This window comes from Pseudomonas sp. Marseille-Q5117 (assembly GCF_946901175.1).
Classification (GTDB): Bacteria; Pseudomonadota; Gammaproteobacteria; order Pseudomonadales; family Pseudomonadaceae; genus Aquipseudomonas; species Aquipseudomonas iranensis.
In genome coordinates this window covers 1-24,962 of the sequence record NZ_CAMPPP010000025.1, presented here as the reverse complement: position 1 = coordinate 24,962, position 24,962 = coordinate 1, and the positions used below count along the sequence as shown (strand labels likewise).

The following is a 24,962-nucleotide window of genomic DNA, read 5'->3' as shown; positions in this document are numbered from 1 at the left end:
GTGCCTTTCAAATCAAGGCGCGAGCTTGGCTTTCACGGCCTCCAGGCCTGGTTTACCGTCAATGGTGGTCACGCCAGCGAGCCAGGTATCGAGCACCTGTGGATTCTTTTTCAGCCAGGCCTTGGCGGCCGCGTCAGGCTTCATCTTGTCGTCGAGGATGTTGCCCATCAGTTCACTTTCCATGTCGACGGTGAACTCCAGGTTTTTCAACAGCTGACCGACGTTGCTGCATTCTTCGGCGTAGCCCTTGCGGGTGTTGGTCGCCACGGTGGCTGCGCCGAAATCGGGGCCGAAGAAGTCGTCGCCGCCGGTCAGGTATTGAATCTTGAAGCGCTTGTTCATCGGGTGCGGTGCCCAGCCGAGGAAGACCACGGCGGTGTCGCGCTTCTGCGCCCGGTCGACTTGCGAGAGCATGCCGGCCTCGGAAGATTCGACGATCTTGAAGCCTGCGGTTTTCAGGCCGAAGGCATCCTTGTCGATCATGCTCTGGATCAGCCGGTTGCCGTCGTTGCCCGGCTCGATGCCGTAGATCTTGCCGTCGAGCTCTTTCTTGAATTTGGCGATGTCGGCGAAGTCATGCAGGCCTTTGTCGTACAGGGCTTGCGGCACGGCGAGGGTGTATTTGGCGCCCTTGAGGTTGGTGCGCACGGTGTCGACGGTGCCGGCATCGCGATACGGCTTGATGTCGTTCTCCATGGTCGGCATCCAGTTGCCGAGAAACACGTCCATGTTCTTGCCGTCGGCCAGCGACTTGTAGGTCACGGGCACGGAGATCATGGTGGTCTTGGTCTTGTAGCCGAGGGCGTTGAGAACAACGGAAGTGGTGGCGGTAGTAGCGGTGATGTCGGTCCAGCCGACATCAGAGAAGTTAACGAGGCTGCACTGTGCCGGTTCTGCGGCTTGCGCCAGTAACGGCAGACTCAGCAGGGCGGCCAACAACAACGACGGGGAACCTTTCATGGATGGACTCCTTGGTGTTTTTTTTGGCAGTGTTCCGACTGTGGACCACCGCACTTATGGGTTGCGGTTGGTGGCGTTCTGACGACAGCTCTACCGCAGCGCCTTGCAATCGAGTCATCCCGATCATGTACCAGTGAAAATCTGACGCCTACAGGGAGGGTCGTATCCAGTACAGGGATGGTCGCTTCCAGTGTCGGTGACGTCGCTTACAGCTTTTTTCCGCCCCCGATGACCTGCTCAACGGCATAAAAACGGCGTATTTGCGGGGCGAAAACGTAACGACGCTGCTGGACATGACTGCGTCGGTGTCAGACGCCGAGCGCGCCGACAAAAGCCCGATGATGCCGGCATTCGGCGGATCGCAGCTTGAGCGTAGCAGCTCCGCCAGCGGGCGCTTTTGCCGCCCGGACCGGTATTCTCAGGAGCTTCGCAGCAATGGCTATCAGCGTTTTCGACCTGTTCAAAATCGGCATCGGCCCTTCCAGTTCCCACACCGTCGGGCCGATGCGCGCCGCCGCATTGTTCGTCGAGTCGCTGCGCGGCAAGCATCAGCTGGAACAGGTGCGGCGCATCGAGGTGCAGTTGTTCGGATCGCTTTCCGCCACCGGCATCGGTCACGGCAGCGACAACGCAGTGATCATGGGCCTGATGGGCGAGTGGCCGGACGCAATCGACCCGGCGCAGATCGGCCCGCGCATTCAGGCGCTGCGCGAAACCCATACGTTGTTATTGGATGGCCGTCTGGCGGTGCCGTTTGTGTGGGCGCGGGACATGCGCCTGATCGATGAAAACCTGCCATTCCATCCCAACGCCATGACGCTGGTGGCCGAAGGCGAGTTCGGTGAGCTGCACCGTGACACCTACTATTCGGTCGGCGGCGGATTCGTCGTTGATGAGGCGCAGGCCAGCAGCGGTGTGGTCGATCTGGATCGCACCGAATTACCCTACGATTTCTCCAGTGCGGTCGAGCTGCTGGAGTTGTGCAAAACGCACAACCTGCGTGTTGCCGAACTGATGATGGCCAACGAAAAGGTCTGGCGCAGCGAAGAAGAGATCCGTGCCGGGCTGATGAAACTGTGGCGGGCGATGCAGGATTGCGTCGAGCAAGGCCTCAAGCACGAAGGCATTCTGCCCGGCGGCTTGAACGTTCGCCGGCGTGCGGCGAAGTTGCACCGCAGCCTGCAAGAGCTGAACAAGCCCAATGTCATCGGCTCGACCCTGAGCGCCATGGAGTGGGTCAACCTGTTCGCCCTGGCCGTCAATGAAGAGAATGCCGCCGGCGGGCGCATGGTTACCGCGCCGACCAACGGCGCGGCGGGGATCATCCCGGCGGTGCTGCACTACTTCATGAAATTCAGCGAAGCGGTCACCGACGCCAACGTCGTCGACTATTTCCTCGGCGCGGCGGCGGTCGGCATTCTGTGCAAGAAGAACGCTTCGATCTCTGGGGCCGAGGTCGGCTGCCAGGGCGAGGTCGGTTCGGCCTGCGCGATGGCAGCGGCGGGGCTGGCGGAGATTCTCGGCGCCACGCCCGAGCAATTGTGCAACGCGGCGGAAATCGGCCTGGAGCACAATCTGGGCCTGACCTGCGACCCGGTCGGTGGCCTGGTGCAGGTGCCGTGCATCGAGCGCAATGCAATCGCGGCAGTGAAAGCGATCAACGCGGCGCAAATGGCCCTGCGCGGCGACGGGCAGCACTTTATCTCGCTGGACCGGGTGATCCGCACCATGCGCGATACCGGCGCCGATATGCATGACAAATATAAGGAAACTTCGCGCGGTGGCTTGGCGGTCAGTGCGGTTGAGTGTTGACCCCGCCACACCGAGGTGGATTCTTCGCGAGCAGGCTCGCTCCCACAATAGATCTCCAGTGAACACAATATTTGTGAACCCCAGATTCCAGTGTGGGAGCGAGCCTCGCGAAGGCGCCAGACCAGTCAAAACTGCTCAACAAAAGAACACCCCGATCCAGCCACGCCACCTTTTGGCGCGTCGCAATCAGACAAGCCTCACTGTCAGTCGTGACTTATCGGTCGTTACGCGACCGTCCGTCGTCCGTGCTTGCGGTGACACTCTGTGCAAATCCTCTGCAGGCCAGTTCCCACAAGTGCTACCGATCTGCTCACAGGCTGCGCGGCAGGGCTCTGGCGGCGCTTGATGGCACTTCGAAATGGCATGTTCCGAGGTCTCGTATAGACGCGTCGCGAGGTCGTTTTCAGGAGTTATTGAATGGCCGTCCAATTTCAGGCACGGCAATTGCTCTGTCATAACAAAGCCTGCTTTCTCCGTGAGACGCGGGCAATAACAAGAGCCTCCGCCTGAGGCCGCCACCCGCTTTGTGTGAGGAGATACCGCGATGACGTCGTTCAACTCCGGGGCCCAACCCCAGAACCGTGCGCCTCAATCCATCGGCTTTCTGCTGCTGGACAATTTCACGCTGATTTCCCTGGCGTCCGCCGTTGAGCCGCTGCGCATGGCCAACCAGTTGTCCGGTCGCGAGCTGTATCGCTGGAGCACCCTCACCGTCGATGGCGGCCAGGTCTGGGCCAGTGATGGTCTGCAAATCACCCCCGACGCCTCCATGCACAAAGCCCCGCCCCTGGACACGGTGATTGTCTGCGGCGGCATCGGCATTCAACGTACCGTAACCCGTGAACACGTCTCGTGGCTGCAAAGCCAGGCGCGCCAGTCCAAGCGCCTGGGCGCGGTGTGCACCGGCAGTTGGGCGCTGGCCTGCGCCGGTCTGCTCGACGGCTTCGATTGCAGCGTGCACTGGGAATGTCTGGCGGCGATGCAGGAAGCTTTCCCGCGCGTGGCCATGAGCACACGTCTGTTCACCCTCGACCGTAACCGCTTCACCAGCTCCGGCGGCACCGCGCCACTGGACATGATGCTGCACCTGATCAGTCGCGATCACGGTCGTGAACTGTCGGCAGCGATCTCGGAAATGTTCGTCTACGAGCGCATCCGCAACGAACAGGATCACCAGCGTGTGCCGCTCAAGCACATGCTCGGCACCAACCAGCCGAAGTTGCAGGAAATCGTCGCGCTGATGGAAGCCAATCTGGAAGAGCCGATCGATCTGGATGAACTGGCGGTGTATGTCGCGGTGTCGCGTCGACAACTGGAGCGGTTGTTCCAGAAATACCTGCACTGCTCGCCGTCGCGCTACTACCTGAAGCTGCGCCTGATCCGCGCCCGGCAACTGCTCAAGCAGACGCCGATGTCGATCATCGAAGTGGCGTCGGTGTGTGGGTTCGTCTCCACGCCGCACTTCTCCAAGTGCTACCGCGAGTACTTCGGCATCCCGCCGCGTGACGAGCGCGTCGGCTCCAACACCACCCAGCAAGTGGCGATGTTGCCACTGCCGCAAGCCATCGTGATGTCGCCGCTGTCGGGGCCGATGTCAGCGCTGAGTCAGGCGCGCAATGAGTCGACGTTTGCCAGCGTAAGGCTGTAGACCGAGTCTGATCGTTCCCACGCTCTGCGTGGGAATGCAGCCCAGGACGCTCTGCGTCCCAAAAGGCCGAACGCGGAGCGTCCGTTGAGGCATTCCCACGCAGAGCGTGGGAACGATCAGGTAGGCTGCGATCTTTTGATCTTTTCTCAGGCGCTGTGGGACTGCTGATAATCCGAGAGGGCCGGCAACAATTGCTTGTCGATCGCCTGACGCACCGCCGGCTGAATGCTGGCGCCACTGGTGTACATGTCCTTGACCATCTTGCGCAGTTCAAATGCGCGAACATTGTCCAAGCCACGCACCGCACACTCGCAGGCCTGCTGGGCGGTGGTACCGCTCGGCACCTGAATACCCAAGGCCTTGAGCTGGCCCAACAGATCTTCCTGGTCAATCAAATCGGCGTACATCATTACGCAAATCCTTCTGTGGCAACGGAGGTCTTGGCTCGATTCTGGTGGCCCCGACCGGACGCGGCAAGGGCGTTTTGTCGCGGTGGCCGGGACGACTATGAACAGGTCGTTTTCGGCTAACCGACTGGATGGGCGACTAGGCACACTGGCCCCAGCTCGCTTCACGAAGGTTTGGTCACCCTCGCCTGGCAGCTCCTCAACAGTACCCTCCTCAGCTCCGATCCTGTCACGGCTTGATCGGAGTTTTTTTTGCTTGTGAATCAGCCAGAGATTGGTTGTTCCCGCTGACGCTTTCGCGAGCAGGCTCGCTCCCACTTTGCAATGCGTACCCCTGTGGGAGCGAGCCTGCTCGCGAAGAACGATGACGCGGTTCAACGCTGCAACACCAGAACCCGCGACAACAACTCATCCCGGTCGACATAGCAGCCCTGAAAATGCCGCGCCCCGGTCGCTGGATCAAAGGCATTGCGCGCATGCAGCGTGCGGCGGTTGTCAAAGCACCACAACTCGCCCGGCTTGAGCCGCTGCATCAGCCGAAACCGCGGCTCGCGGGTCATCGCAATAAAGCGCCGATAGGCTCGATACAGCAACGGCATCTGCGCCACCGACGTATCGAACGCCCCGCGCAGAAAGTTGGCCATGCGAATCTCCGCCACCCGGCCCAGCGCATCCACAGCGATGATCGGCGCCAGGCAGCGATAATCGCTGTGCCGGTCCTTGTTACGAAATTCCACAGGGATTTCACACAGGGCCTCAAACAGCTGCGGCTCCTCCTGACGCAAGGCGTCGGCGATCGCAAAACCATCTACGAAAATGCTCTCGCCACCCTCGGCATCATTCACCAGGCAATGCAGAAATTGCAGCCCCGGTTGCAGCTCGCGAGTCGGCAAATCCGTGTGCAATGGCAAGTTGAAGGCGGTGTAGGCGTTGCTGTCGGCGTCGGCTTTGGATTGCACATTGAACAGCACGCCGAAATTGCTTTCGCGAATGAAGGAAATCCGCTGCGCGATGAGCTTCAGCGAGCCCGGCTCGGTGGGCACGCCACGCACTTGGGTCAGGCCGATGTCGCGCACGGCGAGCAACCATTGCAGCAGCGCGGCGTTGTCGTTCATCAGCGCGATGTAGTCGAACACCGGCAACTGCAGATCGCTGTGCCACAAACGGGGCTGCGGTTTGCCGGCCAGGCGTTCGGCGCGGGATTCATCGTCATAGGCATGTGCGCGCAACCAGCCCGGGTCAAAGCGGCTGAGGTGACCGTCCTGCCAGTCGATACGCAGGCAACCATCGCTGTCGATGCGCGTGGCCAGCGGTCGCAAATCCTCGGCGGCATCGACGCTCTCGAAAACCTGCTCGCGAGTGACGCTGTAGACACATTGATCACACGGGCAATTGTCGCGCAACCATACGTGGTGAAACGGGCTGACACGTCCGTCAGCCCATTCGATGACAACGCGATCCGCCAGACCCTGCACGCCACCGAGCGCGCTGATCAACGGATAAGTACGAAAATCGGCAACAGCGACGGCGGTGTTCATGACGGCTCCTTGGCAGTGGGGATTTACCGAGAGGGTGGCAGCGCGATCACGCGGCCGATGTAAGCGGGAGCGGGCAGGTCGGTCTGATCGGCGACGATGGCCTGCAAGCGATGCAACGTATCGGGGCTGAACGGCGCCGAGCGCGGGCCGGTGAGGTCGACGTGCAAAAGCATCTGTTCATTGCCGGCCAACTCTTGCTCATCGCCGACCTTGTGCAGGCTGTGATAGAGGTGCAGGCGCTTGCTGTCGTGGCCGATGATTTGCGTGCGCACTTGCACCTCAGTGTCGAGCTTCACTTCGTGCAGATAATTGAGGTGCAGCTCAAGGGTGAATAGCGAATGGCCGCTGGCCTCGCGGTTGCTGCTGTCCATGCCGAGGCGGTCCATCAGCGCATCGGTGGCGTAGCTGAAGATCAGCAGGTAGAAGGCGTCGCGCAGGTGGCCGTTGTAGTCGACCCAGTCGGGGATGATGGTGGTTTGGTAGGTGGTGAGGTGGGGCATGGTTTCGGTTTCCGCAGTTGATGGGTGAAGATCAAGAGCAACCCCCTCACCCCAGCCCTCTCCCCCAGGGGGGGCGAGGGGGAAAGGGAGCCGATTTTCGAGCTTTTCAAGTCCAGAGTTCGACGCAGTGGTGCAAGTCGGCGTAGCTTGCAAAAACACCTCGGTCAGTCCCCCCTCCCTACGGGCGGTCCGACGTTTCGGGAGGGTTAGGGTGAGGGCAGCGGTGCCATGTCATACGCATTACTCGCTGAAACTCATTCCATGCTTTTCCTTGGTGGTCTTCACCGCATCGAGCACCGCCAGCAAACAGTCATCACGATAGCGTTCCAGCGCCGAAATGCTGTGCCGACCGAGCTGATCGGTGGTGCCATCGACCACATCATCGATCAGCTTGTCGGTCAGCTCCGGTGCTGGCAGATACGTCCACGGCAACTGCAGCGCCGGGCCGAATTGCGACATGAAGTGGCGCATGCCGGCATCGCCGCCGGCCAGGGTGTAAGTCAGGAAAGTGCCCATGAACGACCAGCGCAGACCGGCGCCAAAGCGAATCGCATCGTCGATCTCGCCGGTCGTCGCCACACCGTCGTTGACCAGGTGCAACGCCTCGCGCCACAGCGCTTCGAGCAGGCGATCGGCGATGAAACCCGGCACTTCCTTGCGCACATGCAACGGGCGCATGCCGAGGGATTCGTAGACTTGCATCGCCGCTTGCACCGCTTGCGGCGCGGTGTTTTTGCCGCCGACCACTTCCACCAGTGGCAACAGATACACCGGGTTGAACGGATGCCCGACCACGCAGCGTTCAGGGTGCGTCGAACTCTCGTAGAACTCGCTTGGCAAAAGGCCTGAAGTGCTGGAGCCGATCAGCGCATCGGGCTTGGCTGCGGCGCTGATCTTGCTGTGCAGATCGAGTTTCAGTTCCAGCCGCTCCGGGGCGCTTTCCTGGATGAAATCGGCGTCACGCACGCACTCCTCGATGGTTGCGACAAAACGCAGACGGTCCTGCGAAGCGCCGGGCGCCAGGCCGTTCTTCTCCAGCGCGCCCCAAGCATTGGCTACGCGTTGGCGCAATGCCGCTTCGGCGCCGGGCGCCGGGTCCCAAGCCACCACGTCGAGGCCGTGGGCGAGGGCGCGGGCGACCCAGCCACTGCCGATGACACCGCTGCCGAGAGCGGCGAAGGTTTTGATTTCAGTGATAAAGCGCATGGTGATGTCCTGAAGAGTTCGAAGAGCCCTGTAGGAGCTGCCGGAGGCTGCGATCTTTTGATCTTGCTTCTAAAAAATCAAAGTCAAAAGATCGCAGCCTTCGGCAGCTCCTACAGGTGAAATGGGTGATGGATCAGCCGCGCTGGGTCAGGCCCATCTTTTTGCGACCTTCGGCCGGCGTAAGCACGCGGGCACCGAGGCGGCTGAGGATCTCGCTGGCGCGCTCGACCAGTTGGCCGTTGGTCGCCAGCACACCTTTGTCCAGCCACAAGTTGTCTTCCAGGCCGACCCGCACGTTGCCGCCCAGCAGCACCGCTTGCGCCGCCATCGGCATCTGCATGCGGCCAATGCCGAAGCCGGCCCAGACCGCGTCGGCGGGCAGGTTGTCGACCATAGCTTTCATCGTGGTGGTGTCGGCCGGCGCGCCCCACGGGATGCCCAGGCACAGTTGAAACAGCGGGTTGTCGAGCAAGCCTTCCTTGATCATCTGCTTGGCGAACCACAGATGCCCGGTGTCGAAAATCTCCAGCTCGGCCTTCACACCCAGCTCGGTGATGCGCTTGGCGCCGGCGCGCAGTTGCGCCGGGGTCGAGACGTAAATGGTGTCGCCGTCGCCGAAGTTCAGCGTGCCGCAATCGAGGGTGCAGATTTCCGGCAGCAGTTCTTCAACATGGGCGAGACGGGTCAGCGGACCGACCAGATCCGTGTTCGGGCCGAACTCCATCGGGTTCTCGCCCGCGCCGATTTCCAGGTCGCCACCCATCCCGGCGGTGAGGTTGACGATGATGTCGACGTCCGCCTCGCGGATGCGCTCCATCACTTCGCGGTACAGCGCCACGTCACGGCTGAACTTGCCGGTCTGCGGGTCGCGCACATGGCAGTGCACGACGGTGGCGCCGGCCTTGGCCGCTTCCACCGCGGCAGCGGCAATCTGTTTCGGGGTGACCGGCACGTGTGGGCTCTTGGCGGTCGTGTCGCCAGCACCGGTGAGTGCGCAGGTGATGATGACGTCGTGGTTCATGGTGCGTTTCCTTCAGCCGTGATGGGTCTGTCCGCAGCCCGCTACCGGGCTGCGAAGCGTGGTTCAGTGGCCTCTCCCATCTGGGAGAGGGGGGGTCAATAAAGGTTATTTGCTGGTCAGCTGGAGGTTTTCAGCAGCCGGTTTGCCATCGAAAGTCGTCACACCTTCAAGCCAGCGCTGCTTGTCTTCGGGGTGATCCTTGAGCCACTGCTTCGCCGACTCGAAGGCATCCTTGTGATCGAGCAGCGGCTGCATCATCCGGCTCTCGGATTCGGCGGTGAAGGTCAGGTTGGCCAGCAGGCGGCCGATGTTCGGGCATTGCTCGGCGTATTTCGGCGCGGTGACCGTCCACACCGTGGCCATGCCTTCGTTCGGGCCGAGGGCGTCTTCGCTGCCGGTCAGATAGGTCATCTGAATGTTGACGTTCATCGGGTGCGGCGCCCAACCGAAGAACACTACGGCTTCCTTGCGGCGCACGGCGCGGTCGACGGCGGCGAGCATGCCGGCCTCGCTCGATTCGACGAGCTGGAATTTGCCCAGGCCAAACTGGTTCTTGGCGATCATCGCTTTGATCTGCGTGTTGGCGCCCGAGCCTGGCTCGATGCCGTAGATCTTGCCGCCCAATTCCTTCTCGAATTTGGCGATGTCGGCGAAGGTTTTCAGGCCCTTGTCAGCCAGATAGGTCGGCACGGCGAGGGTGGCGCGGGCGTCTTTCAGGCTCGGTGCTTCGAGCACTTTCACCTGATTGGCCTCGACGAATGGCGTGATGGTCTGGGTCATCAGCGGGTTCCAGTAGCCGAGGAACAAGTCCAGGCGCTGATCGCGAATCCCGGCAAAGATGATCTGCTGCGAGGCGCTGGTCTGTTTGGTGCTGTAGCCGAGGCCGTCGAGCAGGACCTGGGTCATGGCACTGGTGGCGATCACGTCAGTCCAGTTGACCACGCCCATGCGTACGTTCTTGCAGGAGGTCGGTTCGGCCGCCATCACGCCGGTGCTGAAGAAAGCGGTACCGCTGAGTGCAAGAACGCAGCTGCTGATCAGTCGTTTCATGTCGGGTTCCTCGGCAGTTCGATTATTGTGGTTCCCGGCATCTGCGCGCCGGTGAGGCCAAGTTACGCAGCTATGCACCCGTGAAAGCGCACTGCGGCGACTGGCATTTGCACTGTAGCGACCTGCACGCTTGAACGCCGCCGATAATCGGCGTATCAACGAGCCACGCGACCCGCCAACCGAGTGCGCCCATGCCCCAGGATTTCTACTTTTTGCTGATGCCGGGGTTCTCCGCCATCGGCTTTATTTCCGCGATCGAACCGTTGCGCGTGGCCAACCGCTTTCGCGGCGAGTTGTACCGCTGGCATGTGCTCAGCGCCGATGGCGGCGCGGTACTGGCGAGCAACGGCATGTCGGTCAACGCCGATGCGGCACTGGAGCCGCTGAAGAAAGGCGCGACCTTGCTGGTGGTGGCCGGCTTCGAACCGCTGAAGTTCATCACGCCGACGCTGGAGCACTGGTTGCGCAGGCTGGACAAGGACGGCGTAACCCTCGGCGCCATCGACACCGGCAGCTTCGTCCTCGCCGAAGCGGGCCTGCTCGATGGCCATCGCCTGACCCTGCACTGGGAGGCGATCGATGCGTTCAAAGAGTCTTATCCACAGCTCAGCGTCACTCAAGAGCTGTTCGAGATCGACCGGCGGCGGATCACCTCGGCGGGAGGAACGGCGTCGATTGATCTGATGCTCGACCTGATCGCCCAGGCCCACGGCCCGCAACTGGCGATTCAGGTCAGCGAGCAGTTTGTGCTCGGGCGCATACGCCCGCGCAAGGATCACCAGCGCATGGAAGTCGCCACGCGTTACGGGATCAGCAACAAGAAACTGGTGCAGGTGATCGGCGAAATGGAACAGCACAGCGAACCGCCGCTGACCACGCTGCAACTGGCCGAGTCGATCAAGGTGACCCGGCGGCAACTGGAGCGCTTGTTTCGGCTGCACCTGAACGATACGCCGAGCAACTTCTATTTGCGGTTAAGGCTTGAGAAGGCCCGGCAACTGCTGCGCCAGACCGACATGAGCGTGCTCGAAGTCAGCATTGCCTGCGGGTTTGAATCACCGTCGTATTTCACCCGCAGTTATCGCGCGCGTTTCGCCCGCTGCCCCCGCGAAGACCGGCGTACCGCGCAGGCGTGAATGGGCCTGCATGAAAACAATGTGGGAGCGAGCCTGCTCGCGAAAGCGGTCTGTCATCCAACACTGATGTTGCCTGACACATTGCATTCGCGAGCAGGCTCGCTCCCACATTTAATTTTCGGCGTCTGAGAGAGGGCTATTTCTTCACCAACGCCGAGCACGCCGCCTTGTAAGCCTCATGCTGATACTTGTTCAACGTCCCCGGCAGTTCAAAGTTGTGCTTCTTGGCCTGGGCATTGATCGTCTGTGGCGACAGCAGCGTCACCTCACAGCCATCAAGCAACTGAAACACACCCTCGATCTTGAACGTCGTCGGCCCACCGGCAAACTCGCCCTTTTTGCTGCGCTTCTTGATCGCGATCCGGTCCACCGAGTTTTCCCGCACAAACGACGCCACCTGCGCCGCGAACCGCCGCACGTTCGCCGCCTCGTCATCGTCATCCAGAGCAATCTTTTTCGTGGCGAGAGGGACGTGGCTCAACGTCGAACCGTCGAGCGCCGCCACGGCGATGATCGCTTCGCTGCCTTTGATTTCAATGCCGCAGATGTTCATGGGAATTCCTTTGAATAAAGAGGGCAGCCTACAGCTCAAGCTGACTGGCTGTGATGCCGAACGCGGCGGCGATTTTCGCGCGGGTGGCCTTGCGGGGTTTGGCGACTGTTTCCTGCTGGGCAAACGCCGGTTGCGAGATGCCCATGCGCTTGGCCACTTCTTCCTGCGTCAGGTTGAGATGTTCGCGCCAGGCGCGGATCGGTGTTGCGCCGTCAACCATATGGCTGACCACTTCATGAGGAATCATTGATTTATCCTTTGTATGTTTATTCCTGCCCGATCGACTCCAAAAACTCCGACCGTTCATCACTCATCCGCGCCACGCAATCATTCTGCGCAATGGTGAAGGCCTTGCTTCCCGCCGTGGCCGGGAACGCCTCCACCGCGCAATCCGCATCCCGCGTCTTCAACCATTGCTGCTGGGCGGTTTTCAGTTTGGCGGTGATGTCGGCCAGTTGCGTCGGGTTCTTGCCGTAGGCGGCCTGCATGCGTTCGCTGAGGCTGGCGTAGTTGTCTTTGAGCAGGTCTTCGGCGGTGCTGCGGCTGTAGGCGGAGCATTCCAGGGTCTGGATGTCGTTTTCCACCGCGTCGCACGGGTTGTTCTCGGATTCTTCGGCGGCGTGGGCGCCGGTCGCAATCAGTGCCAGGGCGAGGAAGATCGATTTCATTGGGGGCGCTCTAATCCGTTGGTAGGTGCAGGCTGCGGCAGATTCTGGCGCAAGCGCGCGGGCTTGAACAGCCAGCCGAGGAGGGCGGCCGACGACCCTTTGTCGCGGATTGACGCTTTCGGCAATTCCCCTGTCGTTTTTGCACCCGGTCGCCCCGGCACCGAGGCATATGCTGGCCCCAAAGCGCCGGCAGACGATTCGGCGCATGAATCGCCAATAAGGGGACGCCTGATGAGCCCAGCCGAATTACACGCCGACAGCATCGTTATCGACGGTCTGATCATTGCCAAATGGAACCGCGAGCTGTTCGAAGACATGCGCAAGGGCGGTCTGACGGCGGCCAACTGCACTGTGTCGGTGTGGGAAGGCTTTCAGGCGACCGTGAACAACATCGCTGCCAGCCAGAAACTGATCCGTGAGAACAGCGATCTGGTGATGCCGGTGCGCACCACCGCCGACATCCGTCGCGCCAAGGAGCAGGGCAAGACCGGCATTCTCTTCGGCTTCCAGAATGCCCACGCTTTCGAAGACCAGATCGGCTATGTCGAGGTGTTCAAGCAGCTCGGCGTTGGCATCGTGCAGATGTGCTACAACACCCAGAATCTGGTCGGCACCGGGTGCTACGAGCGTGATGGCGGCCTGTCGGGTTTCGGTCGCGAGATCGTCGCCGAGATGAACCGCGTCGGTGTCATGTGCGACCTGTCCCACGTCGGTTCCAAGACCTCCGAAGAAGTCATTCTCGAATCGAAAAAACCGGTCTGCTACTCGCACTGCCTGCCGTCGGGTCTCAAAGAGCACCCGCGCAACAAATCCGATGCAGAGCTGAAGTTCATTGCCGACCACGGCGGTTTCGTCGGCGTGACCATGTTCGCGCCGTTCCTCGCCAAGGGCATCGATTCGACCATCGACGATTACGCCGAAGCGATCGAATACACCATGAACATCGTTGGCGAAGACGCCATCGGTATCGGCACCGATTTCACTCAGGGTCACGGCCAGGACTTCTTCGAATACCTGACCCACGACAAGGGCTACGCCCGCCGCCTGACCAGCTTCGGCAAGATCATCAACCCGCTGGGCATCCGCACCGTCGGCGAATTCCCCAACCTCACCGAAACCCTGCTCAAGCGCGGCCATTCCGAGCGCGTGGTGCGCAAGATCATGGGCGAGAACTGGGTAAGCGTCTTGAAAGATGTCTGGGGCGAATAAGCCGCCGCACTTCTGAATCCTTTCCCCCGGCCATCCGCGTCGGGGGCAACACACAAAATTTTCTGGAGTTAAGTTTCCATGGCCAAGATCGCCCCGCAATTGCCTATCGAAGTCGACAGCGAGACCGGTGTCTGGACCTCCGACGCCCTGCCAATGCTGTATGTGCCGCGTCACTTTTTCGTCAACAACCACATGGGCATCGAGGAAGTGCTCGGCGCTGAAGCCTATGCCGAGATCCTCTACAAGGCCGGCTACAAATCCGCCTGGCACTGGTGTGAAAAGGAAGCCGAATGCCACGGCCTGGAGGGCGTCGCGGTGTTCGAGCACTACATGAAGCGCCTGTCGCAGCGCGGCTGGGGCCTGTTCAAGATCCAGGACATCGACCTCGACAAAGGCACCGCCAGCGTCAAGCTCGAGCACTCGGCATTCGTCTATGTCTACGGCAAGGTCGGGCGCAAGGTCGATTACATGTTCACCGGCTGGTTCGCCGGCGCCATGGACCAGATTCTCGAAGCCCGTGGCAGCAAGATCCGTACTGTCGCCGAACAAGTCTACGGAGGCTCCGAAGAGGGCCACGATGACGGCTTGTTCATCGTCAAGCCGTTGTAAGCCGAGGACCGTGCCATGGCTTTCGAAGCAATGTTTCAGCCGATCCAGATCGGCAAACTGACCATCCGCAACCGCGTTCTCAGCACCGCGCACGCCGAGGTCTACGCGACTGACGGTGGCATGACCACCGACCGCTACGTCAAATACTACGAAGAGAAAGCCAAGGGCGGTATCGGCCTGGCCATCTGCGGCGGTTCGTCCGTGGTGGCGATCGACAGCCCGCAGGAATGGTGGAGTTCGGTCAATCTGTCCACCGACCGGATCATTCCGCACTTCCAGAATCTGGCCGACGCCATGCACAAGCATGGCGCCAAGATCATGATCCAGATTACCCACATGGGCCGTCGCTCGCGCTGGGACGGTTTCAACTGGCCGACCTTGATGTCGCCGTCGGGCATCCGTGAACCGGTGCACCGCGCCACTTGCAAAACCATCGAGCCGGAAGAGATCTGGCGAGTGATCGGCAACTACGCCCAGGCTGCGCGCCGGGCCAAGGCTGGTGGCCTCGATGGCGTCGAACTGTCGGCCGTGCACCAGCACATGATCGACCAGTTCTGGAGCCCGCGCGTCAACAAGCGTACCGATGAATGGGGCGGCACCTTCGAAGGCCGAATGAAGTTCGGCCTGGAAGTTCTGAAAGCCGTGCGCGCCGAGGTCGGTGACGACTTCTGCGTGGGCATGCGCCTGTGCGGTGACGAGTTCCACCCGGACGGCTTGTCCCACGAGGACATGAAGCAGATCGCCAAGTATTACGACGACACCGGCATGCTCGATTTCATCGGCGTGGTCGGCTCGGGTTGCGATACCCACAACACCCTGGCCAACGTTATTCCGAACATGAGTTATCCACCGGAGCCGTTCCTGCACCTGGCTGCCGGGATCAAGGAAGTGGTCAAGGTGCCGGTGTTGCACGCGCAGAACATCAAGGACCCGAACCAGGCCACGCGCATCCTTGAGGGCGGTTACGTCGACATGGTCGGCATGACCCGCGCGCACATCGCTGACCCGCACCTGATCGCCAAGATCAAGATGGGCCAGATCGACCAGATCAAGCAGTGCGTCGGCGCCAACTATTGCATCGACCGTCAGTATCAGGGTCTGGACGTGCTGTGCATCCAGAACGCCGCGACCTCCCGTGAATACATGGGCGTGCCGCACATCATCGAGAAATCCACCGGGCCGAAACGCAAGGTGGTGATCGTCGGTGCCGGCCCGGCCGGGATGGAAGCCGCGCGCGTGGCTGCCGAGCGTGGCCACGATGTCACGCTGTTCGAGAAAAAAGACTTCATCGGCGGGCAGATCACCACCGCATCGAAAGCACCGCAGCGTGACCAGATCGCCGGCATCACCCGTTGGTTCCAGCTGGAACTGGCGCGGCTGAAAGTCGATCTGCGCCTGGGCACGGCGGCGGATGCCGACACCATCATGGACTTGCGTCCGGACGTGGTGGTGCTGGCGGTCGGCGGTCATCCGTACCTTGAGCAGAACGAGCACTGGGGCGCGGCCGAAGGGCTGGTGGTCAGCAGCTGGGACGTGCTCGACGGCAAGGTTGCGCCGGGCAAGAACGTGCTGGTCTACGACACCATTTGCGAGTTCACCGGCATGTCGGTCGCCGACTTCCTCGCCGATAAGGGCAGCCAGGTCGAGATCGTTACCGACGACATCAAACCGGGCGTGGCCATCGGCGGCACATCGTTCCCGACCTACTACCGCAGCATGTATCCGAAAGAAGTGATCATGACCGGCGACATGATGCTGGAGAAGGTCTACCGCGAAGGCGACAAGCTGATCGCGGTGCTAGAGAACGAATACACCGGCGCGAAAGAGGAACGGGTGGTCGATCAGGTGGTCGTCGAAAACGGCGTGCGCCCGGACGAGGAAATCTACTACGCCCTCAAGGACGGCTCGCGCAACAAGGGCCAGATCGACGTCGAAGCGCTGTTCGCGATCCAGCCGCAACCTTCGCTGAGCGAAGCGGGCGACGGCTACTTGCTGTTCCGCATCGGCGACTGCGTGGCGCAGCGTAATACCCATGCCGCGATCTATGACGCACTCAGACTGTGTAAAGACTTTTAAGGCTGGCTAACCGATCGTTCCCACGCTCTGCGTGGGAATGCCTCACTGGACGCTCTGCGTCCGCTTTGGGACGCGGAGCGTCCCGGGCTGCATTCCCACGCAGAGCGTGGGAACGATCATCGAACGCCGTGTTTCTCCAGGCTGTCTGGTGGGAGCTTCACCATGTTGAACACCCTTCTTCCAATCCTGTTGTTCGCAGCCCTGGGCCTTGCGGTCCTCGGCGCGTTGCGGCGGATGAACATGTGGCGCCGGGGGCGGGCGGCGAAGGTCGATCTGCTCGGCGGTCTGCTGGCCATGCCCAAGCGCTACATGGTCGACCTGCACCACGTCGTCGCGCGGGACAAATACATTGCCAACACCCACGTCGCCACGGCGGGCGGTGCGGTGGCGTCGATTGTGCTGGCCATTCTTGTGCACGGCTTCGGCCTGCATAACCGCATCCTTGGCTACGCCTTGCTGCTGATGTCGGCGGTGATGTTCGTCGGCGCGATCTTCATGTACCTGCGCCGCGTCAATCCGCCTGCGCGTCTGTCGAAAGGCCCATGGATGCGCCTGCCGAAAAGCCTGCTGGCCTTCTCCGCGTCGTTTTTCCTGGTGACCCTGCCGGTGGCCGGGATCCTGCCGGAAAACTTCGGCGGCTGGGTGCTCGCCGCCATTCTCGGTGTTGGCGTGCTGTGGGGCGTGTCGGAACTGTTCTTCGGCATGACCTGGGGCGGGCCGATGAAACACGCCTTTGCCGGAGCGCTGCACCTGGCCTGGCACCGTCGCCCGGAACGCTTCGGCGGCGGGCGCTCTACCGGTCTGAAGCCGCTGGATCTGAACAATCCCGATGCGCCACTGGGCGTGGAAAAACCCAAGGATTTCACCTGGAACCAGTTGCTCGGTTTCGACGCCTGCGTGCAGTGCGGCAAGTGCGAAGCAGCGTGCCCGGCCTTCGCCGCCGGCCAGCCGCTGAACCCGAAAAAACTGATTCAGGACATGGTCGTCGGCCTCGCCGGCGGCACTGACGCGAAGTTCGCCGGCAGCCCGTATCCAGGCAAACCGATCGGCGAGCATGGCGGCAACCCGCACCAACCGATCGTCAACGGTCTGGTCGATGCCGAAACCCTGTGGTCGTGCACCACCTGCCGTGCCTGCGTCGAGGAGTGCCCGATGATGATCGAGCACGTCGATGCGATCGTCGACATGCGCCGGCATCTGACCCTGGAAAAAGGCGCGACGCCGAACAAGGGTGCCGAAGTTCTCGAGAACCTTATTGCAACCGACAACCCTGGCGGTTTCGCCCCGGGCGGGCGGATGAACTGGGCGGCGGACCTGAATCTCAATCTGCTCAGCGAAAAGAAATCCACCGACGTGCTGTTCTGGGTCGGCGACGGCGCCTTCGACATGCGCAACCAGCGCACCCTGCGCGCGTTCGTCAAAGTGCTGAAAGCGGCCAACATCGACTTCGCCGTGCTCGGCCTCGAAGAGCGCGACAGCGGCGATGTGGCGCGGCGTCTCGGCGACGAGGCGACGTTTCAGTTGCTGGCCAAGCGCAACATCCAGACGTTGGCCAAATACAGCTTCAACCGCATCGTCACCTGCGATCCGCATAGTTTCCATGTGCTGAAAAACGAGTACGGCGCCTTCGACGGCAACTATCTGGTGCAGCACCACAGCACCTACATGGCGGAAATCATTCAGGCCGGCGCGCTCAACCTCGGTCAGCACAAAGGCAACAGCGTGACCTATCACGATCCGTGCTACCTGGGCCGCTACAACGGCGAGTACGAAGCGCCGCGTGAAGTGCTGCGCGCCCTCGGCATTGAAGTCAAAGAGATGCAACGGTCCGGCTTCCGCTCACGCTGCTGCGGCGGCGGTGGCGGCGCGCCGATCACTGACATTCCGGGCAAGCAGCGCATCCCCGACATGCGCATGGAAGACATCCGCGAGACCGGCGCCGAACTGGTGGCGGTGGGTTGTCCACAGTGCACGGCGATGCTCGAAGGTGTGGTCGAACCGCGTCCGCTGATCAAGGACATCGCCGAACTGGTGGCCGACGCGCTGCTCGAAGACGCCGCGCCAAGCAAGCCAGCCACCCCGGCCAAACGTGAACCTGCGGAGGTGCACTGATGAGCGACATTATCCGCCGCGACCCGCGCGCCGAATGGATTGCGCGCAACCGCCTGCACCCGCTGCACGCGGCGATGCAACCGGCGCAGCACAGCTGGATGGGGCCCAACGGCGTCATTCGCAAGAATCTGCACGGCCTGGGTTTTATCGGCCCTAACGGCATCAAACGCATTGACCGCAGCGGTGCGCAACAGGGTGGGGCGGTCAAACGCTCGGCTGCTGTTGAAGTGCAGTTGCCGCTGCATCAGATACCGGCCCCTGCGTTCTACATCAGTGTGGTGCCGGATATGGTCGGCGGCCGCCTGAGCAGCCACGACCGCGATCTGCTCGGCCTCGCTCACCAACTGGCCGGCAGCGATGGTGCGGTGCTTGCTGTGGTGTTCGGCGAGCACAAGGAAAGCACGTTCGAAACTGCTGGCGTCGATCGCCTGCTGGTGCTCGAAGGCGAGGAGTTCAGCGGTTATGCACCGGAACAACGGGTACAGGGTTTGCGCGCTGTGGATAACGAGTTCAACCCGCGTCATTGGTTGCTGCCGGACAGCCGCAGCGGTGGCGGCGAACTCGGTCGGCGCTTTGCTGCTGCGCTGGGCGAGCGCCCGGCCACGCGGGTCTGGCAGGTCAAGGATCAGGAATGCATCGGCCGCGCCGGGGCCGGATTGCAAGACCTGGCGCGTCCAGTGGCGCGGTTGATTCTCGCGGCTGCCGAATGCGCAGAGCCGGTCAGCGAAACCCGTCACGAAGCGTTGCCAGTGGAGTTATCCACAAGCGTCGCGCGCAGCTTGTCGCGAATCGAGGATCTTGGTGCCGTGGCAGTGGATCCGGCAGCGATCCCGATGGCCGAAGCCGAGTTCATCTTCTCCGGCGGCAACGGCGTCAAGGACTGGCAGCTGTTTCACGAAACAGCGGCGGCCCTCGGCGCCACCGAAGGCGCTTCGCGGGTTGCGGTGGACGATGGCTTTATGGCCCGGGATCGTCAGGTCGGCGCGTCCGGCACCTGGGTCACCGCGCGGGTCTATGTCGCTGTGGGTATCTCCGGCGCGATCCAGCACCTGCAAGGCATTGGCGCCTGCGACAAGGTGGTGGCAATCAACCTCGATCCGGGTTGCGACATGATCAAGCGTGCCGACCTCTCGGTGATCGGCGAAAGCGCAGAGATTCTGCAAGCGTTGATCGAAGCGGTCGCGGCTTACCGCAACGAAGCCAAGCGCGATGCGGCTTAAGGAAACCCTATGAACACGAACGTTATCAGTCTGGTCTCGATCGGCGCTCACCCGACCTCAGGTCGGCCACGGCGCGCCGATCAGGATGCGCGCGCGGTGGAACTGGGCCTGCAACTGGCTGGGGATAACCTGCAAGTGCTGCACGCCGGTGATGTTGCCGAACCGGCCCTGCGTGCCTATCTGGGCATGGGCCTGGAACAGCTGCATGTGCTGGAACAACCCGCTGGCGCCGATGCCTTGCCGGCGCTGACCGCATACCTGCGCGATGCCGGAGCGCAAGTGGTGCTGACCGGCAGCCAGGCGGAAACCGGAGAGGGTTCGGGGATGTTGCCGTTCCTGCTGGCCGAAGGTCTGGGCTGGCCGCTGGTGGTGGGCCTGGCGCAGGTCGAATCGATCAATGACGGGTCGGCGCTGGTCCTGCAAGCGTTGCCGCGCGGCCAGCGACGCCGCTTGAAGGTCAAACTGCCGTTTCTGGCCACTGTGGATAACGCCGCACCGAAGCCTCGGCAAAGTGCATATGGCCCGGCACGACGGGGCGAATTGGCCGCCGATGACGTTGAAGTGGTGGAGGACCAATTGTTGGCCGTCGCCTCACTGCAACCGGCCAAGCCACGGCCCAAGCGCTTGAAGGTGATCAAGGCCAAGAGCGGCGCCGACCGGATGAAGGCCGCTACGGCCAAAGCCAGTGGCGGCGGGGGGCAGGTGCTCAAAGGCGTCACCGCACAGGCTGGGGCGGAGGCGATTCTGAAGCTGCTGATTGAAGAGGGCGTCGTCCGCTAGTCACCCTCTTCCTGGCATGGAATAACCACTGTGGGAGCGAGCCTGCTCGCGAAAGCGATGGGTCGGTCGATACATGTATCAACTGATAGTCCGCTTTCGCGAGCAGGCTCGCTCCCACATCTGGTATTCATTCACAGCCAATCTTTACCGTTACCCACAATCCCTGTTGGCGAAGCTGTGGATAACGTGTTCGCCCTTGCTCGCACCCCACGCCATTCAAGCCTTTCAGCCATAAGATCAAAAAACGATCAGCGTAAGTCACGGATTTATCGAGCTTTTCCTTCGGTATAAATGGACAAGTTGCCCCCAATCTCTGTTGGCGCTTCTGTGGATAAGATGTTCGCTCTCAGCTGTAGGCCATATGGAGCAGGGCTTACATGGGTTTGATCAATTATTGATCAAATGCGATCCCCGGACGTGGAGAGCTGTTAAGACGAAGGGGTTTTCCCCAGTCGTAGGTGTTTTCCACAGAAGATTGAAAGTTGTCCCCGATCTCTGTTGGCGCTTCTGTGGATAACATGTTCGCCACCCGCTGGAGGCCTTTGAAACCGTGTTCTGCATGGGATTGATTAAAAAACGATCGATCGTTTTCAGAAACTGTGATTCAGAATAAGTCACGGTTTTTCTTTGCAAATCAGCAAGATATTTTTTGACTCATCCACAGTTACCCCCAATTGCTGTGGGCGGGTATGTGGATAACTTGTTTGCGGAAGGCTGGAGGGCTTGCTGGGTATGGGGGCGGGGGTGGTTGATCGGAAATTGATCAATCAGGCTTGTGATCTAGGTAAGGACGCCTTCGCGAGCAGGCTCGCTCCCACAGGGGAATGCGTTCCACCTGTAGGAGCTGCCGCAGGCTGCGATCTTTTGCTCTTGATCAGCCCTGAACCGGAACGCCTTTGAGGTAAGGCGCAGGCTCTGCTCCGAGGTTGTTGAGCATCCGCTCGCTGTACCAATCCACGAAGTTGACCACGCCAAACTCGTAGGTCTTCGAGTAAGGCCCAGGCTGGTAAGCGGTGGAGTTGATCCCGCGCTGGTTTTCCTCGGCCAGACGGCGGTCCTGATCGTTGGTCGCGTCCCACACCTGGCGCATGCGCTCGACGTCGTAATCGACACCTTCCACTGCATCCTTGTGCACCAGCCACTTGGTGGTGACCATAGTTTCCTGAGCGCTGATCGGCCACACGGTGAAGACGATGATGTGATCGCCCATGCAGTGGTTCCACGAATGCGGCAGGTGCAGGATGCGCATCGAGCCCAGGTCCGGGTTCTTGATCCGGCCCATCAGTTTTGCGCAGCCCTGCTTGCCGTCGAGGGTCATCGACACGGTGCCCTTGAGCAGCGGCATGCGCACGATGCGGTTGCGCAGGCCGAAACTGGCGTGGGCGTAAGGGATCTTTTCCGCTTCCCAGGCTGCGGCGGACGCAGCAACGTGATCCTTGAACGCCTGATCGGCGCGCGGGTCGGTGACGTCGTCCCACTCCAGCAGGGTTTTCAACAGTTCCGGGTGCGACGCATTGCAGTGGTAGCACTCGCGGTTATTTTCCAGCACCAGTTTCCAGTTGGCCTTTTCCATCAAGGTGGTGGTGATCGCCACCTTGGTGTTCTCCATGTCGTACGGTTCCATGTAATGGTTGAGCGTCGACAGGAAGTCATCGATGGCCGGCGGATTTTCCGCCAGGCTGATGAAGATGTAACCGCCAGCTGTTTTCACATTCACCGGTTTCAGGCCGTACTGCTTCATGTCGAAGTCGGCGCCCATCTCGGTGCCGGCGAACAGCAGGCGCCCGTCCAGTTCGTAGGTCCACTGGTGGTAATGGCAGACCAGTTTGGCGACCTTGCCTTTTTCACTGGTGCACAGGCGCGAGCCACGGTGGCGGCAGACGTTGTGGAACGCATGCACCACGCCCTCTGCGCCGCGAATGACGATGATCGGGTTCTTGCCGACCTGCAGGGTCAGGTAGTTGCCCTTGGCCGGGATCTCGCAGGTCATGCCGGCGATCAACCATTCCTTCTGGAAGATCTCCTGCATATCGATATCGAACAGGCGCTCGTCGCTGTAGAACGGCTGTGGCAGCGAAAAAGTGCGCTCGCGCTCCTGGAGCATTTGTGCGGTGGCCTTGCGTGCGGGTTCCAGCGGATCGCCCAGGCTGATTTTTGCGGTGACGTCCATCGATGTAATCCTCATGGCCCTCTGCGTGGCCGGCGAAAGTGGCTGATCAGGTGTGCTGCAAAACGGTTGCTACGCAAGGTGTAAAGAAGTCGTCTTGTGTTGGGGCGAGTGTGGGGCCGGCGCTGGGTGGAACCTTATCCATGCGCGACATGGCGCAATCTGTTCCCGACGCGCAAGCCCCGGTGTTCAAGGGCTGGTCGCGATAAGTATGTCAATGTCGCGGATAGGTAAACGCGCGGTCTGCGCTATACGCAGAATCGCCGACAAGAGGCCGACAGTCGGCCGTGGAGAACAGCATGTCCAACAGCTTCCTGAATCCGGTCACCACCCAGACCTGGGCCAATGGCCGACACATTGTCCGTTGCGTCAAAGTCATCCAGGAAACCTGGGATGTGCGCACTTTCTGCTTTATGGCCGACCAGCCGATCCTGTTCTTCTTCAAGCCGGGGCAGTTCGTCACCCTGGAGCTGGAAATCGAAGGCCAGCCGATCATGCGCTCGTACACGATTTCCAGCTCGCCGTCGGTGCCGTACAGCTTTTCGGTGACGATCAAACGCGTGCCGGGTGGCAAGGTCTCGAACTGGCTGCACGACACCCTGCATGAAGGTCAGGAACTGGCGGTGCACGGCCCGGTCGGGCTGTTCAACGCGATCGACTTCCCGAGCCCGAAGGTTCTGTATTTGAGCGGCGGCGTCGGCATCACGCCGTGCATGTCGATGGCGCGCTGGTTCTACGACACCAACGCCAATGTCGACATGACGTTCGTGCACAGCGCGCGGTCGCCGAAAGACATCATTTACCACCGCGAGCTTGAGCACATGGCGTCGCGGATCGACAACTTCAGCCTGCACCTGATCTGCGAAAAACACGGCCTCGGTGAGCCATGGGCCGGTTATCGCGGTTACCTGAACCACAAGATGCTCGAACTGATGGTTCCGGACTTCCTCGAACGCGAAGTGTTCTGCTGCGGCCCGACGCCGTACATGACCGCGGTCAAACGCCTGCTGGAAGCGGCCGGCTACGACATGTCGCGCTACCACGAAGAATCCTTCGGCGCCACGCCACCCGAGGCCCGCGCCGACGCGGTGGAACAGGCCGAACAAGCCGCCGATGCGCCGGAAATCGACGCCGCGGATCTGCATCAGGTGGAATTCACTGCCTCCGGCAAAAGCATTCGCGTCGGCCCGGGCGAAACCGTCCACGCAGCCGCCGCCAAACTCGGCCTGATGATCCCGAAAGCCTGCGGCATGGGTATCTGCGGAACGTGCAAGGTGATGAAACTGGGCGGCGAAGTGGAGATGGAGCACAACGGCGGGATTACCGAGGATGACGAGGCTGAAGGGTTTATCTTGTCGTGCTGCAGCGTGCCGAAGGGGGATGTGCGGATTGAGTTCCGAGGCTTTTATGATCGTTCCCACGCTCCGCGTGGGAATGCCGCCCGGGACGCTCCGCGTCCCATTTCAATACCAGCGCTGAACCTCGATCATACCCTCGATTCCCGCGTAGTCCCTGGCACTCGAATAACGCCAATGCTCCGGTAAATCCACATATCCGCGTTTCACCGGGTTGTTGTGGATGTATTCAAGTTTCTGGCGCATCACAGATTCGCTGTAGACCATTTCCGCGTGCGTGCCTTCTTGCCACAGTTGATACACCCGGTCCTGCTTATGCGCGCGTTTGCTGAAGCGCAGGCGCTGCAAGGCTTTGTCGGCGCCTTTTGTTTGCAAGTCATTGATGATTTGTCGCGCGGTGAAGGACTTGAACTGGCTGAGGCATTTGCTCAGATCGGGTGCTTGGGCGACGAAGTGCAGGTGGTTTTCCAGAATCACGTAGCCGTATAGCTTCAAGTCATGATGAGCCTGTTGATATCGCCAGCAGTTGAGCAGGTGCTCAACGATGTACGGGCGAATGAATAACGGCAACCACTCCATTACGGTGCAGGTCAGGAAATGCGGTTTGTCGGCTTCGGTAATCGTATAGCGGCTGCGGCCCATGGGATTCGATCCTTGAATCTTGCGGTGCGAATGAGATGGAACGCGGAGCGTCCCGAGATGCATTCCCACGCGGAGCGTGGGAACGATCAGAATGGGGCGGGCGACATAATTGCGCTAGAAGAGGCTTCTGGTACCACGGTGGGAAAAGTCAGCCCGGACCGAAGCTCGTTCCCACGCTCTGCGTGGGAATGCAGCCACTGACGCTCCGCGTCATAGCGGTTTTCAGCCTGTCGCCAAGGGTGAAGCTGGAACGCGGAGCGTCCCGGGAGACATTCCCACGCGGAGCGTGGGAA

At 61.1% G+C, this 24,962-nt stretch carries 20 protein-coding genes and 2 pseudogenes; 10 read left to right on the top strand and 12 right to left on the bottom strand.

What is annotated here, in order from left to right:
* Positions 1–12: 12 nt before the first annotated feature.
* The gene (locus OC605_RS26785) at positions 13–960 is read right to left on the bottom strand and encodes a choline ABC transporter substrate-binding protein (RefSeq protein ID WP_016772806.1); all 948 of its coding nucleotides are present in this window, start codon (positions 958–960) and stop codon (positions 13–15) included.
* A gap of 435 nt (positions 961–1,395) precedes the next feature.
* Between OC605_RS26785 and OC605_RS26780 the strand changes: the two genes are divergently transcribed.
* Complete coding sequence (locus OC605_RS26780) at positions 1,396–2,772, top strand: L-serine ammonia-lyase (RefSeq protein ID WP_262140365.1); 1,377 nt, start codon at positions 1,396–1,398, stop codon at positions 2,770–2,772.
* A gap of 544 nt (positions 2,773–3,316) precedes the next feature.
* Entirely contained in the window at positions 3,317–4,420 is a 1,104-nt protein-coding gene (locus tag OC605_RS26775) for a GlxA family transcriptional regulator (RefSeq protein WP_007949927.1), read from the top strand.
* Between the two features lie 146 nt (positions 4,421–4,566).
* Here OC605_RS26775 and OC605_RS26770 read toward each other — a convergent pair whose 3' ends face one another.
* The 6 genes from OC605_RS26770 to OC605_RS26745 form a co-directional block, all read right to left on the bottom strand.
* Positions 4,567–4,830, bottom strand: a complete 264-nt coding sequence (locus tag OC605_RS26770; protein WP_262140364.1) for a hypothetical protein — start codon at positions 4,828–4,830, stop codon at positions 4,567–4,569.
* 371 nt (positions 4,831–5,201) lie between these two features.
* Positions 5,202–6,365 carry a gamma-butyrobetaine dioxygenase gene (locus OC605_RS26765; protein ID WP_262140363.1) on the bottom strand — a complete coding sequence of 388 codons (1,164 nt, stop codon included), beginning with the start codon at positions 6,363–6,365 and terminating at the stop codon, positions 5,202–5,204.
* A gap of 23 nt (positions 6,366–6,388) precedes the next feature.
* Positions 6,389–6,865 carry a thioesterase family protein gene (locus OC605_RS26760; RefSeq protein ID WP_262140362.1) on the bottom strand — a complete coding sequence of 159 codons (477 nt, stop codon included), beginning with the start codon at positions 6,863–6,865 and terminating at the stop codon, positions 6,389–6,391.
* Positions 6,866–7,105: 240 nt separating this feature from the next.
* Complete coding sequence (locus tag OC605_RS26755; RefSeq protein ID WP_186568930.1) at positions 7,106–8,071, bottom strand: L-carnitine dehydrogenase; 966 nt, start codon at positions 8,069–8,071, stop codon at positions 7,106–7,108.
* Positions 8,072–8,204: 133 nt separating this feature from the next.
* Positions 8,205–9,092: a 3-keto-5-aminohexanoate cleavage protein gene (locus OC605_RS26750; protein ID WP_123454174.1), complete on the bottom strand. Its 888-nt coding sequence runs from the start codon at positions 9,090–9,092 to the stop codon at positions 8,205–8,207.
* 105 nt (positions 9,093–9,197) lie between these two features.
* A complete protein-coding gene (locus OC605_RS26745) occupies positions 9,198–10,142 on the bottom strand; it encodes a choline ABC transporter substrate-binding protein (protein WP_262140361.1) in 945 nt (314 codons plus the stop codon).
* Between the two features lie 191 nt (positions 10,143–10,333).
* On the opposite strand from OC605_RS26745, the gene OC605_RS26740 reads away from it, so the two are divergent.
* Positions 10,334–11,278, top strand: coding sequence for a GlxA family transcriptional regulator (locus OC605_RS26740; protein ID WP_262140360.1), 945 nt, complete (start codon positions 10,334–10,336; stop codon positions 11,276–11,278).
* Between the two features lie 136 nt (positions 11,279–11,414).
* Here the strand turns inward: OC605_RS26740 and OC605_RS26735 are convergent, their stop codons facing one another.
* From OC605_RS26735 to OC605_RS26725, 3 genes and pseudogenes are all read right to left on the bottom strand, one after another.
* Complete coding sequence (locus OC605_RS26735) at positions 11,415–11,831, bottom strand: DUF3010 family protein (RefSeq protein ID WP_016772815.1); 417 nt, start codon at positions 11,829–11,831, stop codon at positions 11,415–11,417.
* Positions 11,832–11,859: 28 nt separating this feature from the next.
* Positions 11,860–12,087 (bottom strand): annotated as a pseudogene (locus OC605_RS26730) (helix-turn-helix domain-containing protein); the annotation flags it as partial.
* Between the two features lie 10 nt (positions 12,088–12,097).
* Complete coding sequence (locus OC605_RS26725; protein WP_262140359.1) at positions 12,098–12,499, bottom strand: lysozyme inhibitor LprI family protein; 402 nt, start codon at positions 12,497–12,499, stop codon at positions 12,098–12,100.
* A 231-nt stretch (positions 12,500–12,730) separates the two neighbouring features.
* Here OC605_RS26725 and OC605_RS26720 point away from each other — a divergent pair, with 231 nt between their 5' ends.
* The 6 genes from OC605_RS26720 (at position 12,731) to OC605_RS26695 (ending at position 20,505) form a co-directional block, all read left to right on the top strand.
* Positions 12,731–13,708, top strand: a complete 978-nt coding sequence (locus tag OC605_RS26720; protein ID WP_016772817.1) for a dipeptidase — start codon at positions 12,731–12,733, stop codon at positions 13,706–13,708.
* A gap of 78 nt (positions 13,709–13,786) precedes the next feature.
* Positions 13,787–14,317: a 4-vinyl reductase gene (locus OC605_RS26715; protein ID WP_039757633.1), complete on the top strand. Its 531-nt coding sequence runs from the start codon at positions 13,787–13,789 to the stop codon at positions 14,315–14,317.
* 15 nt (positions 14,318–14,332) lie between these two features.
* The gene (gene dgcA, locus OC605_RS26710; protein ID WP_024014595.1) at positions 14,333–16,393 is read left to right on the top strand and encodes a dimethylglycine demethylation protein DgcA; all 2,061 of its coding nucleotides are present in this window, start codon (positions 14,333–14,335) and stop codon (positions 16,391–16,393) included.
* Between the two features lie 162 nt (positions 16,394–16,555).
* Entirely contained in the window at positions 16,556–18,505 is a 1,950-nt protein-coding gene (gene dgcB, locus OC605_RS26705; RefSeq protein WP_073476463.1) for a dimethylglycine demethylation protein DgcB, read from the top strand.
* Complete coding sequence (locus OC605_RS26700) at positions 18,505–19,725, top strand: electron transfer flavoprotein subunit alpha/FixB family protein (protein ID WP_262140358.1); 1,221 nt, start codon at positions 18,505–18,507, stop codon at positions 19,723–19,725. Before dgcB ends, OC605_RS26700 begins: the two co-directional genes overlap by 1 nt.
* A 9-nt stretch (positions 19,726–19,734) precedes the next feature.
* Complete coding sequence (locus OC605_RS26695; RefSeq protein ID WP_186568924.1) at positions 19,735–20,505, top strand: electron transfer flavoprotein subunit beta; 771 nt, start codon at positions 19,735–19,737, stop codon at positions 20,503–20,505.
* 874 nt (positions 20,506–21,379) lie between these two features.
* On the opposite strand, the gene gbcA is transcribed toward OC605_RS26695, so the two are convergent.
* Positions 21,380–22,675: a glycine-betaine demethylase subunit GbcA gene (gene gbcA, locus OC605_RS26690; protein WP_016772823.1), complete on the bottom strand. Its 1,296-nt coding sequence runs from the start codon at positions 22,673–22,675 to the stop codon at positions 21,380–21,382.
* 296 nt (positions 22,676–22,971) lie between these two features.
* Here gbcA and OC605_RS26685 point away from each other — a divergent pair.
* Positions 22,972–24,069, top strand: a pseudogene (locus OC605_RS26685) (FAD-binding oxidoreductase); the annotation flags it as partial.
* Positions 24,070–24,135: 66 nt separating this feature from the next.
* On the opposite strand, the gene OC605_RS26680 reads toward OC605_RS26685, so the two are convergent.
* On the bottom strand, positions 24,136–24,669 hold the full coding sequence (locus OC605_RS26680; RefSeq protein WP_207807493.1) for an REP-associated tyrosine transposase: 534 nt from the start codon (positions 24,667–24,669) through the stop codon (positions 24,136–24,138).
* Between the last annotated feature and the right edge of the window lie 293 nt (positions 24,670–24,962).